At 52.9% G+C, this 14,415-nt stretch carries 10 protein-coding genes; 5 read left to right on the plus strand and 5 right to left on the minus strand.

Annotated elements, in window-relative coordinates; all coding sequences use genetic code 11:
* Positions 1–403: 403 nt before the first annotated feature.
* Complete coding sequence (locus ACR0MS_RS20115) at positions 404–832, minus strand: DUF5681 domain-containing protein (protein ID WP_480578009.1); 429 nt, start codon at positions 830–832, stop codon at positions 404–406.
* Positions 832–2,163, minus strand: a complete 1,332-nt coding sequence (locus ACR0MS_RS20120; protein ID WP_480578012.1) for a DNA methyltransferase — start codon at positions 2,161–2,163, stop codon at positions 832–834. Before ACR0MS_RS20120 ends, ACR0MS_RS20115 begins: the two co-directional genes overlap by 1 nt.
* A 1,039-nt stretch (positions 2,164–3,202) precedes the next feature.
* Here ACR0MS_RS20120 and ACR0MS_RS20125 point away from each other — a divergent pair.
* Positions 3,203–4,813, plus strand: a complete 1,611-nt coding sequence (locus tag ACR0MS_RS20125; RefSeq protein WP_480578015.1) for a hypothetical protein — start codon at positions 3,203–3,205, stop codon at positions 4,811–4,813.
* 242 nt (positions 4,814–5,055) lie between these two features.
* Here the strand turns inward: ACR0MS_RS20125 and ACR0MS_RS20130 are convergent, their stop codons facing one another.
* Positions 5,056–7,002 carry a DUF3604 domain-containing protein gene (locus ACR0MS_RS20130; protein ID WP_480578018.1) on the minus strand — a complete coding sequence of 649 codons (1,947 nt, stop codon included), beginning with the start codon at positions 7,000–7,002 and terminating at the stop codon, positions 5,056–5,058.
* Positions 7,003–7,254: 252 nt separating this feature from the next.
* Between ACR0MS_RS20130 and ACR0MS_RS20135 the strand changes: the two genes are divergently transcribed.
* Positions 7,255–8,691, plus strand: coding sequence for an arylsulfatase (locus ACR0MS_RS20135; RefSeq protein WP_480578036.1), 1,437 nt, complete (start codon positions 7,255–7,257; stop codon positions 8,689–8,691).
* A 148-nt stretch (positions 8,692–8,839) separates the two neighbouring features.
* On the opposite strand, the gene ACR0MS_RS20140 is transcribed toward ACR0MS_RS20135, so the two are convergent.
* Positions 8,840–10,420: a hypothetical protein gene (locus ACR0MS_RS20140; protein WP_480578021.1), complete on the minus strand. Its 1,581-nt coding sequence runs from the start codon at positions 10,418–10,420 to the stop codon at positions 8,840–8,842.
* 97 nt (positions 10,421–10,517) lie between these two features.
* On the opposite strand from ACR0MS_RS20140, the gene ACR0MS_RS20145 reads away from it, so the two are divergent.
* Positions 10,518–11,228, plus strand: coding sequence for a class I SAM-dependent methyltransferase (locus ACR0MS_RS20145; protein ID WP_480578024.1), 711 nt, complete (start codon positions 10,518–10,520; stop codon positions 11,226–11,228).
* A 48-nt stretch (positions 11,229–11,276) separates the two neighbouring features.
* Positions 11,277–12,326, plus strand: coding sequence for a glycosyltransferase family 2 protein (locus ACR0MS_RS20150; protein ID WP_480578027.1), 1,050 nt, complete (start codon positions 11,277–11,279; stop codon positions 12,324–12,326).
* A gap of 86 nt (positions 12,327–12,412) precedes the next feature.
* Here the strand turns inward: ACR0MS_RS20150 and ACR0MS_RS20155 are convergent, their stop codons facing one another.
* Complete coding sequence (locus ACR0MS_RS20155; protein WP_480578030.1) at positions 12,413–13,177, minus strand: hypothetical protein; 765 nt, start codon at positions 13,175–13,177, stop codon at positions 12,413–12,415.
* 281 nt (positions 13,178–13,458) lie between these two features.
* Between ACR0MS_RS20155 and ACR0MS_RS20160 the strand changes: the two genes are divergently transcribed.
* A complete protein-coding gene (locus ACR0MS_RS20160) occupies positions 13,459–14,322 on the plus strand; it encodes a nuclear transport factor 2 family protein (protein ID WP_480578033.1) in 864 nt (287 codons plus the stop codon).
* Positions 14,323–14,415: the final 93 nt, after the last annotated feature.

Genomic DNA, 14,415 nt, shown 5'->3' on the forward strand with positions numbered 1-14,415 from the left:
AACCTGCCGTAACTTCGAGACAATCTCTTCGGGCTTCGGTCTCTTGTTTGCCATTCGTGGTCCTCCGTTTCCTAAACATAACGGTGGACCAGTTCAGTTGGGGAGGCTCATGTTGCTGAATGAGTAGGCCAAATCGTTACTGTAGCTGACACAAACAACCCTTTTTGTCGGGTCGCGCCCAAGGATCCACGCGGGAAATGAGACGCTGGGCGTTATCGACTTCAGATGGCGTGGTGGTAGTTCGATGATGAGCCGGCGAACTTCGCCTCGCGCCACACGCTCAAGCTGGAAGCACATAGCCCGCACATAGTGCGCTGACGACAATGATTTCCCGGGATTAAGAAACCGAAAAGCGCGGCCTAAAAACGCCCTCAAGCGGGCGCTGATGAGAATTCGATGAACATCATTCGGGACCATCTAACTGTTCCGGTTTTTTTGCGTTCTGCACCTTTTCCAACCAATCAAGTTCGTCCATCAATGATGCGTAGTCGTCGTCTGTGAATGGATTTTCGGACTGATGGTTTTCCCCGGGAAGCACCGAGGCTGCCTGGATCAGATGTGTAATCAGCCGCGCTGCGCTGACATCGCCCTTGGACGCCTTGTTGAACATTGCCGAAATGACCACGTCCATTTTCGCCATCTTCTTTTCGACACCACCCTCGATCACCATCACCTTCTTCGCCGCGTGTTTCGAGATCTGCTTCAGAAGGTTTTTCGAACCCTTTGGCCGGCCTTTCGGGTTTCCTGACTGGCCCGGCTTGAACTGATGCTCCTTCGGCGGCTTGCAGTACCCCACATCCTTGGCGCCAACCTTGTCCTTGTCGTCCGACATCAGAAATCTCCCTCGAAAGTGGAACCCGATGTCCTTGCGCCGGTCCCGCCTGACCTGCTGCCGTTGCCACCCGCCTGTCGGCTCTGCCTCAGTTCGGCGAAGGTCAAACCGGTCTCTTCATGGACAGCTTCAAGCCCGGTCAGCTTTTCCCAGCGGCCGATCGCGACATCGACATATGCTGGAGAAATCTCGATGCCTGCACAGATCCTTTTCGACAGCTCCGCCGCAAGTACCGACGTGCCGGAGCCCAGAAAGGGATCCAAAACGACCTCACCCATGGCTGTTACGTCGAGGACCGCATCCCGCACCAGACGGACGGGCTTCACCGTCGGGTGAAGTGCGAAGTCATCTTCCTCAGATTTCCGGCCACCGGTAGCGCCGGCATACCGCCAGAGATTTGTCCGGTTGCGGCCGTGGATGCCGAGCTTCACATTATTGAGGTGCGGTGCACCGGGTCGTTTCGCAACCAGAACCAGTTCATGCTGGCTGCGATAGAGCGACCCCATGCCAGGCTTGTCCTTGGCCCAGACACAGGTGTTGATCAAATCCAGACCAAGCGCTCGCACAACGCGCAAGAGGACCTCGGCATGCCGCCAGTCGATGCAGAGAAAGAGGACACCACCTGGCTTCAGCATCTGGACCATGTTGCGAGTGGTAGTGGTCAGGAGGTCCTCGTAGTCGACTTCGGTCATCTCTCCCGACCCTTCAGCGAATTCAGCGAACTTGCCGGCACCGACGCTGATGTCCCTCCTGATCGAAAGATTGTACGGGGGGTCTGTGAACACGACGCAGAGTTCGCAATCTGCAAGAACCCGGCGGACATCATCCATGTCGCGGGCGCTGCCGCAGAGTATGCGATGAGCACCCAGATGGTATAGATCTCCGGGGCGCGTGACTGCGTGTGCATCGGGATCGGGAAGGCCCGACAGCTTGTCAAGTGGATCTTCCTCCTCGGACCCGACATTGTCCAGCACAACGAGCCGATCGATCTCGGGGGCCTCGAAGCCGGTCACCGTCAGGTCCGGTTCGAACTCCAACAGAAACGCCAGCTCAAGCTTGAGCGCCGACTCGTCCCACTCACCGCGCTCTTGAATTCGATTCAACCCGATACGTAGGAGACGTTTGTCCACTTCGGACGGGCAATCTGAAACGACGCATGGTATCTCATCCAACCCGAGGGACTTCGCAGCCTCAACACGGATATGCCCGTCGATAATTTCCCCGTCCTTTTCGATCAGCGGGGGGGGCGCGAAATCCCTGTGAAAGGATTGATTTCGCGACCCTTGCAATCTGGCTTTTGCTGGACTTCCTGACTGGATGGCGCGCAGCAATAAGCGTTGAAAGCGGTCTTGTCTCGATCGTGAATTCTGGCAGCAAGTCGTTGCGCAGTATTTTAGTGGCAACTGCCGTCGGCTCCTTGCCCCTGACGTCGGTTGCACTCGTGGTTTCCGTCACTGTACATTCCGGGAACTCGCCGGGTCCCATTTTTGCAGGCTTGTATTTGATTGTGATGCCCATTGCCACAGTACCTTTCCGTATCCATTGATCCGGTGAGTGCGGCAATTGAGAACCACAACACCCGCCGTTTTGTTCTCAGCAAGCAACCCAGTTTCCGAGTTGCTTGCGCGGTGGTTGTGGTGAGCCTCCAGAATACACCAGATATGGTATATGTCAATGCGAGCCATACCGTAGGTTGACAAGCGCTGTTGGGGGTTACAGGAGCTGGTCTTATCGCGGCCGCTGACAATTGCTGCGGGCCAGCCTTCTTGTTGATCGCGACAGCCATGTTTTTGGGTGACCGCCAAGCCCGGGACAACTCAACCGAACGAGACCAGCAGAGCTCTTAGCCAGGCAAGAACGCGGACGATTTCGTGTCCCTGTTTTCTCGAAAACCAGTCCCTATTCGGCAGAAAAAATTCCCTGTTCCGAAGTTTAGGGAGTTATCGTTCAACCCGCTGAAAATTAATCGTAAAAGGAAGGCAGATTTCGCCCTTTGGGACGAAATCGGCAGTTTTCCTTGTAAAAGTCCCTGTTAGCAGGGAAATCCCGAGACTGGATAGCTCCAGACTGCAAGCACAGCCAGCTCATCAGAACATGGAACGAGACTAGGCACTTGGGGTTGAACCCTCCGAGAAGTACCCCCGTTTATGAGTTCAGACCTAACGAGTTTTTCGTGTAGCGTCCGCGGTCCTGTGATTTCACGAAGAGACATTTCAAGAGCGGCGATATGGCATGGCCGCTACACTGCTGAAAAACCAACGGTCATCCGAGTGGATCGAGCTTGTTTATCAAATTGCGCGACGAATACATTTGCCCGGGCATCCGATGCTCGATTTCATTTCTTGGTATTTTCACCTTTTGGTTTAGTACATGACAAAGTTGAACATTCTGACAATCGGCACAGGCTTGTTGATTTGTTGTGGATTTATCTTGTCCAGAATCGCTGTACCGGTCTTGCTGGACGACGGCTTTATTGTTGACACGCTGTTTAATGGAAATCTTGGCTGGCGTGGGTTCAACGGGCTGCACCCGGTTCTTGACTATCCTCACCATTATGGTGGCGGTTTCACTTCTTTCATTATTTTGGCTTTTAAGTTGTTTGGGCCGACCTTAAAGGCGATCGATTACACGTACGTGTTGCTTTTTCTTTTTGTGTTTATTTTTGGATCAACTGTATTGCTCGGTCGCGTCTCCATAAATAACGCCGTTCTTCTTCTCACTTGCTCCGCCGCCATTATTCTCGGTGTCAATTGCATCGAAGATGGCTTCATAGACATAATCAGCCACAGCTTTGTGTATAACCACGTCGCAATCTGCTTGATGATGTTTCTAACAGTCTTTGCAACGGCAACCTCAAAACTCTCGGAGATTCCTGAATTTTTAGTCAGCCTTTTTTGCGGCAGCGTTTTGTTTTTTCTTGTGATTATGAAAACGCCATTATTAATTTTCCCGCTGCTCTATTTTCCGGCTGTTTGGGCAAACAGAGGCGGGAAAATATCTTTCTATATTGGCTTGGGGTTTGTAGCGGCAATATTTCTCTTTGATCCCGCATTGACCCGAACGATCGAGTCGACCGAATTGCTATTTTCAAATGATTTTAGAAGTGCTGCGGGGGGAATACAGGGCCGTGTCCTTCACGGGATATACATTGTACTTTCGGCATCCCCAGTACTTCTTATTTGCGCGTCGAAGGGTTTAACGCTTTATCGCAACGAGCCCACAGGAACGTCAAAGTTCTTATTTGCACTATCCACATGCACCCTCGGATATTTGGCCGCCAGCCTCTTTATGAACGGTTATTCCTATTTGAAGCTGCTGCCGATATTGATTGTGGTGTTGCTGCTATTGTCGGAGCGTATTCGCGCGAGCAGTGCAGCCATTTCTGCGTCGTCAGACCTGGTGGCGTGGGTTCTCGCAGCACTAATCATTGCGCAAGGCGCGGTCGCTTCGATAAATTACGTCCGGATTTCTTCTGAACTGAAGGATTATTCTCTGATCGAGAAGGGCCCTGCCTCAATGTATGTGATGCCGTATTTGTCGCCGGGAGAAAAAACAGGGCGCACGCGGGAGGAAAGGCTTTCAAATGCATCAGAAGCTTTGGCTACTCGGAGAAGGAACGGCGAACCAGAGCGCGGGGCGGATTCCTATGTTATTTTTGCAGACGGCATTCAATTGCTTCAATCTGTGCCGGACGTTCAATCCAAACGTATTGTGGCAACCGGTGGAGGATATGACTTCACACTCGCATTGGAAGCGCCACCTGTCGTCAGCTATCCTGTTTGGCCTTGGGACCGTGAAGGTTCCGCTAATTCTCTAGACTTGGATGATGTGGACATCGTGTTGGAATCCTTGGACCCTTACAGAGCCAATGTGTTTTCGAGCGATGCGATGGCCAAACTTGAAGACGAATTTGAACTATGCCGAACGTCAAATTTCTTCAAAATGCATATCTCCAAAAACACGCACCAAACCTTTTGTTAGCCTTTTTTTCTGTGGATACTGTCCAAGCACCAGAATTGCGCTTTCGCAAGCCACAAAAAGGGCAACCATACTCACGTTATTACCGAGCCGCCGAGTTCACCTACACCGAATATGTGACTGCCATCGGCACTGTTGGCCTGATGTAGGTAGTCCGCTTAAGATTTAACCACAAGCGCCTGCAGTCGTTCCGTGTTCTGATGAACAGGGCCTTGGTTGTGACCAACGTGGGTATTCTGAAGGCTTCAGCCCTTGGGCGTATACCAAATTGGCGAAGTGTATGCCCGTTCCTGTGTCGACCTCGGCACGTCGGTAGGCAATTCGTCTCCGAACCGAATGGCGTCATACACTGACCACCTCGGCGTGGGAATTTCCAGGACACGAGCATAGTAGAAAGCGGGCACAGAAGGATCGAAGTCAGGGTCCTTCCAAACCGTGATCAGTTCCGGAGACCCTATTGAATTGGTAAACGTGCCTGTTGCAACATCCACGGTGTTCCCCACCGCTGGCAGGTTACCGTCTGCGTCTGGTTCCCGGTCTCCTGACCAAGCCACGTCATAAACCCGCTCTTCAGTTTCGCCGCTGGCATTTAACCAACCTTTCACAATCTGAACACGGTCGAGATTGCCGGAAAACGGATCTTTCAGCGCAGCAACCAAGAATGTTGGGGCATCTGCGCCTTCTATTGCGTCTGCCAGATCCCCGCCCATCGGAACGCCTTTGTCATATCCGATTTCGGCGGGCAAACGGGACCTTGCATCAGCTTCGCTAAAGTCCCAGCCCCCAAAAAAGCGAACCGCGATACGACTGCCGGTTGTCCCATGGACCTCTTTCCGCTCCATGGCGTCGAAGATTGCTTCGCGCGTGTTGTCCTGCGCCCAGACTGCAGCATAACCAGAGGCGGCCATTTCCCATCCAAGAATTCGGGTCGTGTCAAACTCACCTACGACATGCTGCCAACGACCGGGCTCTGGTTCGACGCCCGAGTGTTTGCCAAAGAAATTGTCTTCTTCCGCCGTTGCCAAAGCGGTATGGCTGTCGGTCGAGCCCACTACTCCGAACTTATACGGGTTGGTACCGAGCTGAGCCTCAAGCTTGAGGCCGTTCTTCAAAGCCTCGCGCGCATATTCATATTGCAGCATCCAGTCTTCTTTGGGCGCTGGTCCGAGGTTGGCTTTATCCCAAGTTTCATAATCCGCGAACTCATCGTTAGGGCTTAGAAACGGATGCGCCTCTCCATCCCCTTTGATTTGGGTGATCTCATACATTGGCTCCCACTTCGCGCGTCGTTCTACGTAATCTGCTGTCAATGGTTCACCCGTTTCCGGGTTGGTCTCGACCGGGAACATAAGACCGTTGGACACGTTGCCGTTGTGGGCAAGGGCCAGCACACGACCGCCAGTCTCTTGTTCGTATGTTTCCATCCAGTCCCACAACCGTTCAGGATTAAAGGTTTCTGCGGTTGTGAAGGGCAACATTTGCCGAGCGCGAATAGCATCATCGCGGTAGATCACGTTGCGATGGAGGTTGTTGCCACCCTCAGTAGACGTCCACTCGTATCCGATGAACGCGGTAAATGTGCCGGGGGCGTTGTGATGATCCGCAGTCTGTGTGAAGTCGTCCCAGACGGATTGTACAAACCTGCGATCTGAAACAGCCTCGGGAAGTGCCTCGCCCGTGATGCCGGCAAAAGTCTCGATGACTTCCATTGTGGCACCCAGAGCAACGTCCCCCCCGGCGTTGAGGCGTTCGTTCCAGTCGCGAAGCGTTAGGTCACGCATCAGCGTCGCGTTCCCGGCAATGATTTCATTCATCGCGCCCATGGCATCAGAGTGATCGGACACGACAAGCCAGTCGAGCGGGCGCGACAACTTCACACGGAGGCCGTGCGATGTGGTGACTTCTTCGCCACGTGCAAACCTATAGGCATCGTCGGGGCTTAAAATGACGCCAAATCCGCGGGCATCGAGCGAATTCGACGTGTGCAGGTGCGTGTCTCCCCACAATGGGCGTGTCGGAAAGTCGCGACCTGCATAAGGTGAAAAATCGGTAGGCGCGGGTTCACGCATATCATCAACCGATATGGTCATCTCTCCAACTTGCCCGCCTTGTGCGGCCTCTTGAGCATTTGAAGCGCTTGTAATGAATGCTGCGGAAACTATTGCTGTCGATGTCGTCAGAAAAAACTTCATTTGAACCTCCCAGCCGAGCTGAATGCCTGTCTATGGCAACATCTGAACCGCCTGTTCGTCAAGGAAAACAAAGGTTTCCCTTAGGTGAGTTCGACACAACTCGGGAGAGGTTCAACTAATCCCGGGCGGCAGTGTCGCCCGGAACTTTGACGCTTAGCCGCGGTGAAAAGCATCCCAACGAGTGGACGTTCTTGACGACAGGTGACTTGGTTCGTCAGTCTTGAACCCGTGATCTTGATTGGAGGTGTTGTTATGAATTGGTTATCGCGAATAGTCCTACTATCCTTATCTCTTTCATTCGCCTCGGTTGCTTCAGCTCAAGACAAACCCAACATCGTATTCATATTTATGGATAATTTTGGCTGGGGAGAGCCCGGTTTCAACGGTGGCGGCATAATTCGTGGAACGGCGACCCCCGAGATGGACGCCCTCGCTGCACAAGGATTACGACTCACGAACTTCAACGTGGAAAGCCAGTGTACACCGTCCCGCGCAGCGACCATGACAGGACGGTACGGTATCCGGAGCGGCAACCACACAGTCCCATTGGGGGGCGGAGTCTACGGTCTGACTCAGTGGGAAATCACGATGGCCGAGATGCTGAAGGAAGTTGGATACAACACAGCCATGTACGGCAAGTGGCACCTTGGATGGAGCGAAGGGCGCTATCCAACGAATCAAGGATTCGACGCGTTTTACGGCGTCGAGACCACCGATGTTACGGTCTGGCGCACGCTTCCGGGATTTGCCGAAGCGAACATGGACGAACCTGTGGTGATGCAGGGTATTGCAGGCCAACCGGCGACTGTCGCGCGCGACTATGATCTGGATTATCGCGGTGAGATAGATGGCGACCTGACACAAAAAGCCATCGATTTCATCGAAGCCCAGAGTGAGGAAGATGCACCTTTCTTCATCTATCTCGCTTACACGCAGACCCACTATCCAAACATCGTGTCCGAAGAGTTTGATGGCGCCACTGGAAACGGCGTCTGGGCCGACATTCTACTTCAAACAGATAGCTATATCGGACGCATTGTTGATGCGATTGAGGCTGCAGGCGTTTCCGACGACACCGTGGTGATATTTACCGCAGATAACGGCCCCGAAGCTCTTCCGGTTGGAAACGCCAACGTCTCGCCGGTGCCTGCGGTACATGGTACGGCTGGGCCTTGGCGCGGCACTCTGTTCACCAGCCTCGAAGGAAGCATGCGCGTGCCCTTCGCCATCAAGTGGCCGGGAAAGATTCCCGCTGGTTCAGAAAGCAATGACGTTGTCCACTCGATGGATCTTTTTCCAACACTGGCAGCATTCGCAGGCGGCAAAGTGCCGGAAGACCGAGCGTTTGATGGGATCGACCAATCCGAGTTCTTTCTGGGCGACCAGCCGAGATCGAACCGAGAAGGCGTGATCGTATATATGGGCGAACAGATATTCGGTGTAAAATGGAGGGACTGGAAAGTTCTGTTCAAAGAAAACACAACCGCTTTTGGCGCGACGGAGTCTTTCGACACACCAAGGGTCTACAACCTTCTGAATGATCCGCACGAGCGCGAAAGTGTGCTCTTCCCACACACTTGGGCGGCCGAAAAAGCCCTGCCCCAGTTACAGGAGCACCTCGCTACTTTCGAGGATTTTCCTCCAATCCCTCCGGGAACGCCGGATCCCTATGAGCCACCCAACGACTAATTGGCGGTTTCAACCGCACCTCGACCATCCGCGCAGAAAGCCTGAATGTCCGCGCCCCTAGAAAACCGGGCATCCTTCCTGACCCAAACGATCTCGGTGTGGACTGAACGGAAATACGGGATTGGGACAAACGACATGTACGGCACTGTTATTGGCTATAGCTGATGTCTTGCCCTTGCATGCCCACGTCCAACTTGCGCAGCAGCAGAACCGCAAACTCTTCATTTTCCGCAAATTGCACGGTTTCGACTTCATATCCCCCGCCCCCGAGTTCAGCTACGGTATTTCGGACCAATTGCCCTGCAGATTGAATGTCCTCGGATTTTAGAAAGTGATTTGCCCATAACAGGATCGGGCACGCATCGGGTGTATCCATCACGGTCGCTACATGCGATTGAAACTGCGGGCTGGCAATTGAAACCTCAATCTTACCTCTTGGGATCTTAAGCCATTTTCGATGAGCGGGCTGAGACAGGTAATACCCATAAAACCGTTCGGGATCGTCCTCGGTAAAATATGGCATATCAAACCAAACTATGGGCAGAGCAGCGGAGGCACAGCCATCAATGCTGGCGATGTAGTGGCTCGTCTGCTTCCAGGGGCCTTCAGCTTTGTCCCCGGACAGCATGCTTGCCGCCATAGTTACAATAATCGCCAGCGCGATAAATGCTTTCGACAGTTGGTGAAAAATGGCGGTTTCAGGATAGTCTTCTGTCAACCGGAATAAATACTCTACCAGATACACGACACCGATCCAAAACACGGGTGCCAATACTGTAAACAAGCGGAAAGACAGCATGGGTACAAAGAATATTGTTACAACAATGCCCAAACCAATTGTTAAGGCAATTATTGAAAAATTGAACAACAAACCGCTCACAAGGTCTGGTCCAAGGGCAGCGCGTGGAATTGCTCGTTTTGATCGCTGGAGCAGTAGCACAACTAAAATACAAGCCAACCATAGACTTGCTGCAACAACAGGTGGGGATACCAAGGAATCTGCCCCCTTCAAGACCTGCTGAAGAATGAAGTCGAAGTTCGCTTCGAACCAGGTATTGTCTATTTCAACTACGAACTGGGGCAGATGCCACGACAACAATAGCGATGTGAACAGGAACACGGTAAAACCTGAGACCGCTACAACCATCCTGTGGCGCAAAGTTCTGCAGCTCAACACTAGCAGTCCAAATACCGCCCCGGAAATCAATATTGAATAGTAATGGAAGGTGCTTGCAACATTGCAGGCGACCGCCAATGCCACCAACCCGTGGATAGGCAAATGACCGGTGCTTAGCTTTTCTCGGCAACGAAGTGCCAAAAATATGATGACGCTTAGGATCAAAAAAAGAGCGGAGTAGGATCGAGCGTTTTGTGCGCTAAAGAACCAAACCCCTGATGTTGCAGCGACGGCCACACCAACAAGTCTGGCTACAGGTCTGATCGAAGGACCCGGCGCCAAGTAAATTACTACCAATGCCACGCATCCTAGAACGGCGGAATATCCCCGCGCTATCAGTTCGAATTGCCCTGGGAATGTCTTCAGCACCCACCACAATGTCAGATAATATCCAGGCGGATGCACATCCTGTGCTGCCCTTTCAAAAAAAGCCTGGAAATTGCGGAGCTCAGGATCAGCAAAATAGGCTGAGAAAAGCTCGTCAACCCAAAGCGATTTGTCGGTTAACCCAACAAAGACCAAAAAATTGAAACCGCGATAACGGTTACACAAGCAACACTTAAAAACTTCATCAAATCATTCGCTTTAAACAAATATGTTCTGATCGTAGCATATTTTGAAATTTAGCATACTGCTGCGAGACAAAATCTTGGATTTAAAAGAACATCAGGCATTGGGTGATCGTGCCGATAATCATTGGTATTATACGGCCAAGGCGAATGTTATCACACGGCATTTTGACAACCGACCTCAGGAGGTACTGGATGTCGGCGCAGGGCTGGGTTGGTTCAGCAAGTGGCTGTTAAACAACAACTATGCGGATAAGGCAATCTGCGTCGATCCCGGATACGATGACGAAACTGAAGACCGGCTGCCGAACGGTACATCCATTCAGTTTGTCAGAAGCCTCGACAACTCGAATGCAGATCTTGTTCTGATGATGGACGTTCTGGAACATGTCGATGATGACGTCGCTCTGCTGGATGAATACTGGCAGAAAGCCCGTCCCGGCACCGTATTCATCATTACCGTACCCGCGTTCGAATTCTTGTGGAGCGCCCATGACGATTTCCTGGACCACCGGCGCAGATACACGATCCAGAGCTTAACAAAGACCATTCGCGCCGTAAAAGCGGAACCCAAGGCGATACATTATTATTACGGAGCAATCTTTCCGGCGGCTGCACTGGTACGCTTGGCGACCCGCGGGCGCGAGGCAGACAGATCGGACATGAAACCTCTTCCCGATGTTCTGAACGGTATCCTGAAAGGTGTCTGCACATTGGAACGCGCCGTAATGAAAGCAAACCGCCTGGCGGGTCTGACTGTGGTCGCAAAACTCGTGAAACCTGGCCCCTGACACTATTGCCATGCGCGGATCGTCGAAGTTGAGAAGTTTGTAAAACAAATGTCTGAACCAGCTCTTACTCTTCCCACTCAAACCGATCAGGGCGCATCGTCCAATGGGAAAACCGTTTCGCTTGTCGTCCCATTCTTCAACGAGGTGGATGCCCTACCGCTGTTTTTTGACGCGATCGGGCCTGTTGCCCAACAAGTTGAGAAGATGCTTGGGCCGGGCACGCTGTTCGAAGTCGTATTCGTCGACGACGGCAGCACCGATGGCTCGGTTGATTACATAAAGTCGGTGGCAAACCCACCTTTTAGCGTTTGTATCGTCAAATTGTCCCGCAACTTCAAAAAGGACAGCGCGTTGGCCGCCGGGCTGCGGCAGGCAAGCGGCGACGCTGTCATTCCGATAGATGTCGACTTGCAGGACCCACCGGACCTGATCCCCAAGATGATTGCGGCGTGGCAATCTGGGGCGAAAATGGTCAACGCGAAACGCGTTTCTCGCACAGGGGACAGCGTCGGGAAGAGAACACTCAGCAACGCATTTTATTGGGCGATCAACCGAATTTCCGACTATCCTATCGAACCCAATGTTGGCGATTTCCGATTGCTCGACCGCCAAGTCGTGATCCGGCTGAACGAATTGACCGAACGCGTGCGCTTTATGAAAGGACTATTTGCGTGGGTCGGGTTTGATCCTGTTACGATCGAGTATGAACGCCCATCCCGGTCGGCAGGGGACACGAACTGGAATTTCTGGAAGCTCTGGAATTTTGCGTTGGACGGCATAACCGGTTCGACAACTTTGCCGATCCGAGCGTGGACCTATCTAGGTACGATGACGGCGATCTTTGCCGTTTTCTACGCCGCTTTCATCGTTGCCAAAACCATTTTCTGGGGGGCGGACGTCCCCGGCTATGCATCGGTTATGGTCGTCGTCTTACTGTTGGGTGCCTGTAACTTGATCGCGCTGGGGCTGATCGGAGAATATGTCGGTCGAATAAATGTGGAAACCAAGCAGCGTCCCAGCTATGTCATTGATAGTATAATAGAGTTACCGAAGGATGAGACGATGGCGGATCACAGAAAAGAGAGCAAACGGTCTTAGTTTTCGCACGTCTTTTCTCGCGCCAAGTCAATCACGCCTCGGAATCTCCATCACCGCGATTGTTACCGATACACGAAGGAAATGCGTCACTTGGTCAGGCGATCTTCCCCGTAATTTTCAGGATCGATCAGAGCGATGATGTCGTATCCGCTGTCTGAGAGACCCAGCCCTTCGCAAAGCCGCGCCGAAGGAGTGTTTCCCGGCGCGATGCCAGTCTTGAAGCCGGTCGCACCAAGACCTTCATGGGAATGAACCAAAGCCATTGCTCCCAACACTTTGGCAATCCCCTGACCCAGACGATCCGGTCGGGTCGACAACTGCCCCCATTGCGCGCGGTGGTGGAGCGGGCTGCTAGGGGGATGGCAAAGGACCGACCCGGCGGTGGCGACCGGAGAACCTAAGCTATCAAAGGCCACCATCGCAAAGCCGGGACGAGAAATGCCGCGCATCACTGGACCTACAGGTGGCAGCACCCCGTGGATCAAAGCAATTTCAGCAAAGGCTTCAAGCCATTCGGGTGGGGCTTCGCGATCAATGATGTGAACTGTCAGATCATCAGGCAATGACCGGGTGGCCAAAATTTCCCGAGCGCGGTCGACGCAGCCCAGATCCCCCAGATAGCAAGAGATGACGTCCGTTTTTAGACCATGTCGCTCAATTTCTGTCCGGGTTTCGTCCACTTTCGCACGCTGTACGGACTCAATAGCTGTGATGCCAAGAACACGGGCCATTGCGATCGCATCAGTCAGAGCGCCGTCGTATTCGTTAGCCACTTGGATACCACGCCCATGGCTGCAAAATCTTGGATCGTCACCGATCAGATTGATTAGGTGCTCGCCGGCGGCTGCCATGCGTTTTTGCGTGTCGGTTCCAAAAACTTCCAATGTAGCTTGTTCTCACTCTGTCGATCACTGGGTAATCATGACTTTTGCCGATCCGAAATACAACTTCAGTGGCCTATGAACGGCGGGTTCGTCCGCAGTTCGAAATTTGCAAGGCACCTATGTTGGCCTCGGAACAAAGGGCTTGATCGAAGGATAAGCACCTTGCAGCATGGCGGGGTTAATATTCCGGAGTATGACGTGGCAGAACCGGTATTCACTTCGCAAAGCCAGCGATCGTTCGGGCCGAGATGATCCGTCCGTCTCCTGAACTGCTCGCGGTTTCGCGACGCCTGCATCAGGCCATCCTCAGTGGAAACACCGAAATTCTGACAGATTTCTTTTCACGCGCCGAGGAAATGCGCTTTATCGGCACGGCTGAAAACGAATATTGGCACGGGTCCGTTGTGAGCGAAGGGATTGCAGATTTCTTCAAGGAAATGCCGGAAATATATGCCGCCGAAGAAATCGAGGCGGAAGCGTTCGAGAACGGTGAAACCGGCTGGTCATCATTTGTGCACCGCGTCCATTTTGCAGGTTTGCCAGAAGCCAGCATTCAACGCACCACTCTGGTCTTTGTGCTGGATGGCGCCGGATGGAAAATAATACAACGGCATGGCTCGGCACCGATACCAAATGCGGTTCATATGGGCACCGAACAAACCGCAATTCAGAGATTGGTGGACGCGGCCCGAGATGAAGGCCCGGCGTTGGACCAGACGGAAGGTCTGGCTTCGGTATTGTTCACCGATTTGGAAGGCAGCACGAGACTGGCTGCCGCGTTGGGCGACAAACGCTGGTCAGCCTTGGTCAACGGCCACTTTCACAGCATAGAGGAGATCGTGAAGGCGCATCGGGGCCAGTTTGTGAAGTCGCTTGGTGACGGTACGTTGTCGAGTTTCCCGTCCGCGCAGCAAGCCCTAAGAGCCGCCATTCAAATGCAAAAGACGGTCAGAAATGCGGAACAGGAACCGCGTTTGGGGCTGTGTGTCGGCATTCACACCGGTGACGTCGTGCAGACACGCGGCGATTTTTTTGGTGCTGTCGTCAACAAGGCCGCTCGCATAACGACTGCGGCGGCAGCCGGAAAAATCATCGTGAGCCTCCCCAACTGAACTGGTCCACCGTTATGTTTAGGAAACGGAGGACCACGAATGGCAAACAAGAGACCGAAGCCCGAAGAGATTGTCTCGAAGTTACGGCAGGTT

The organism is Ruegeria sp. CJ2 (genome assembly GCF_056536745.1).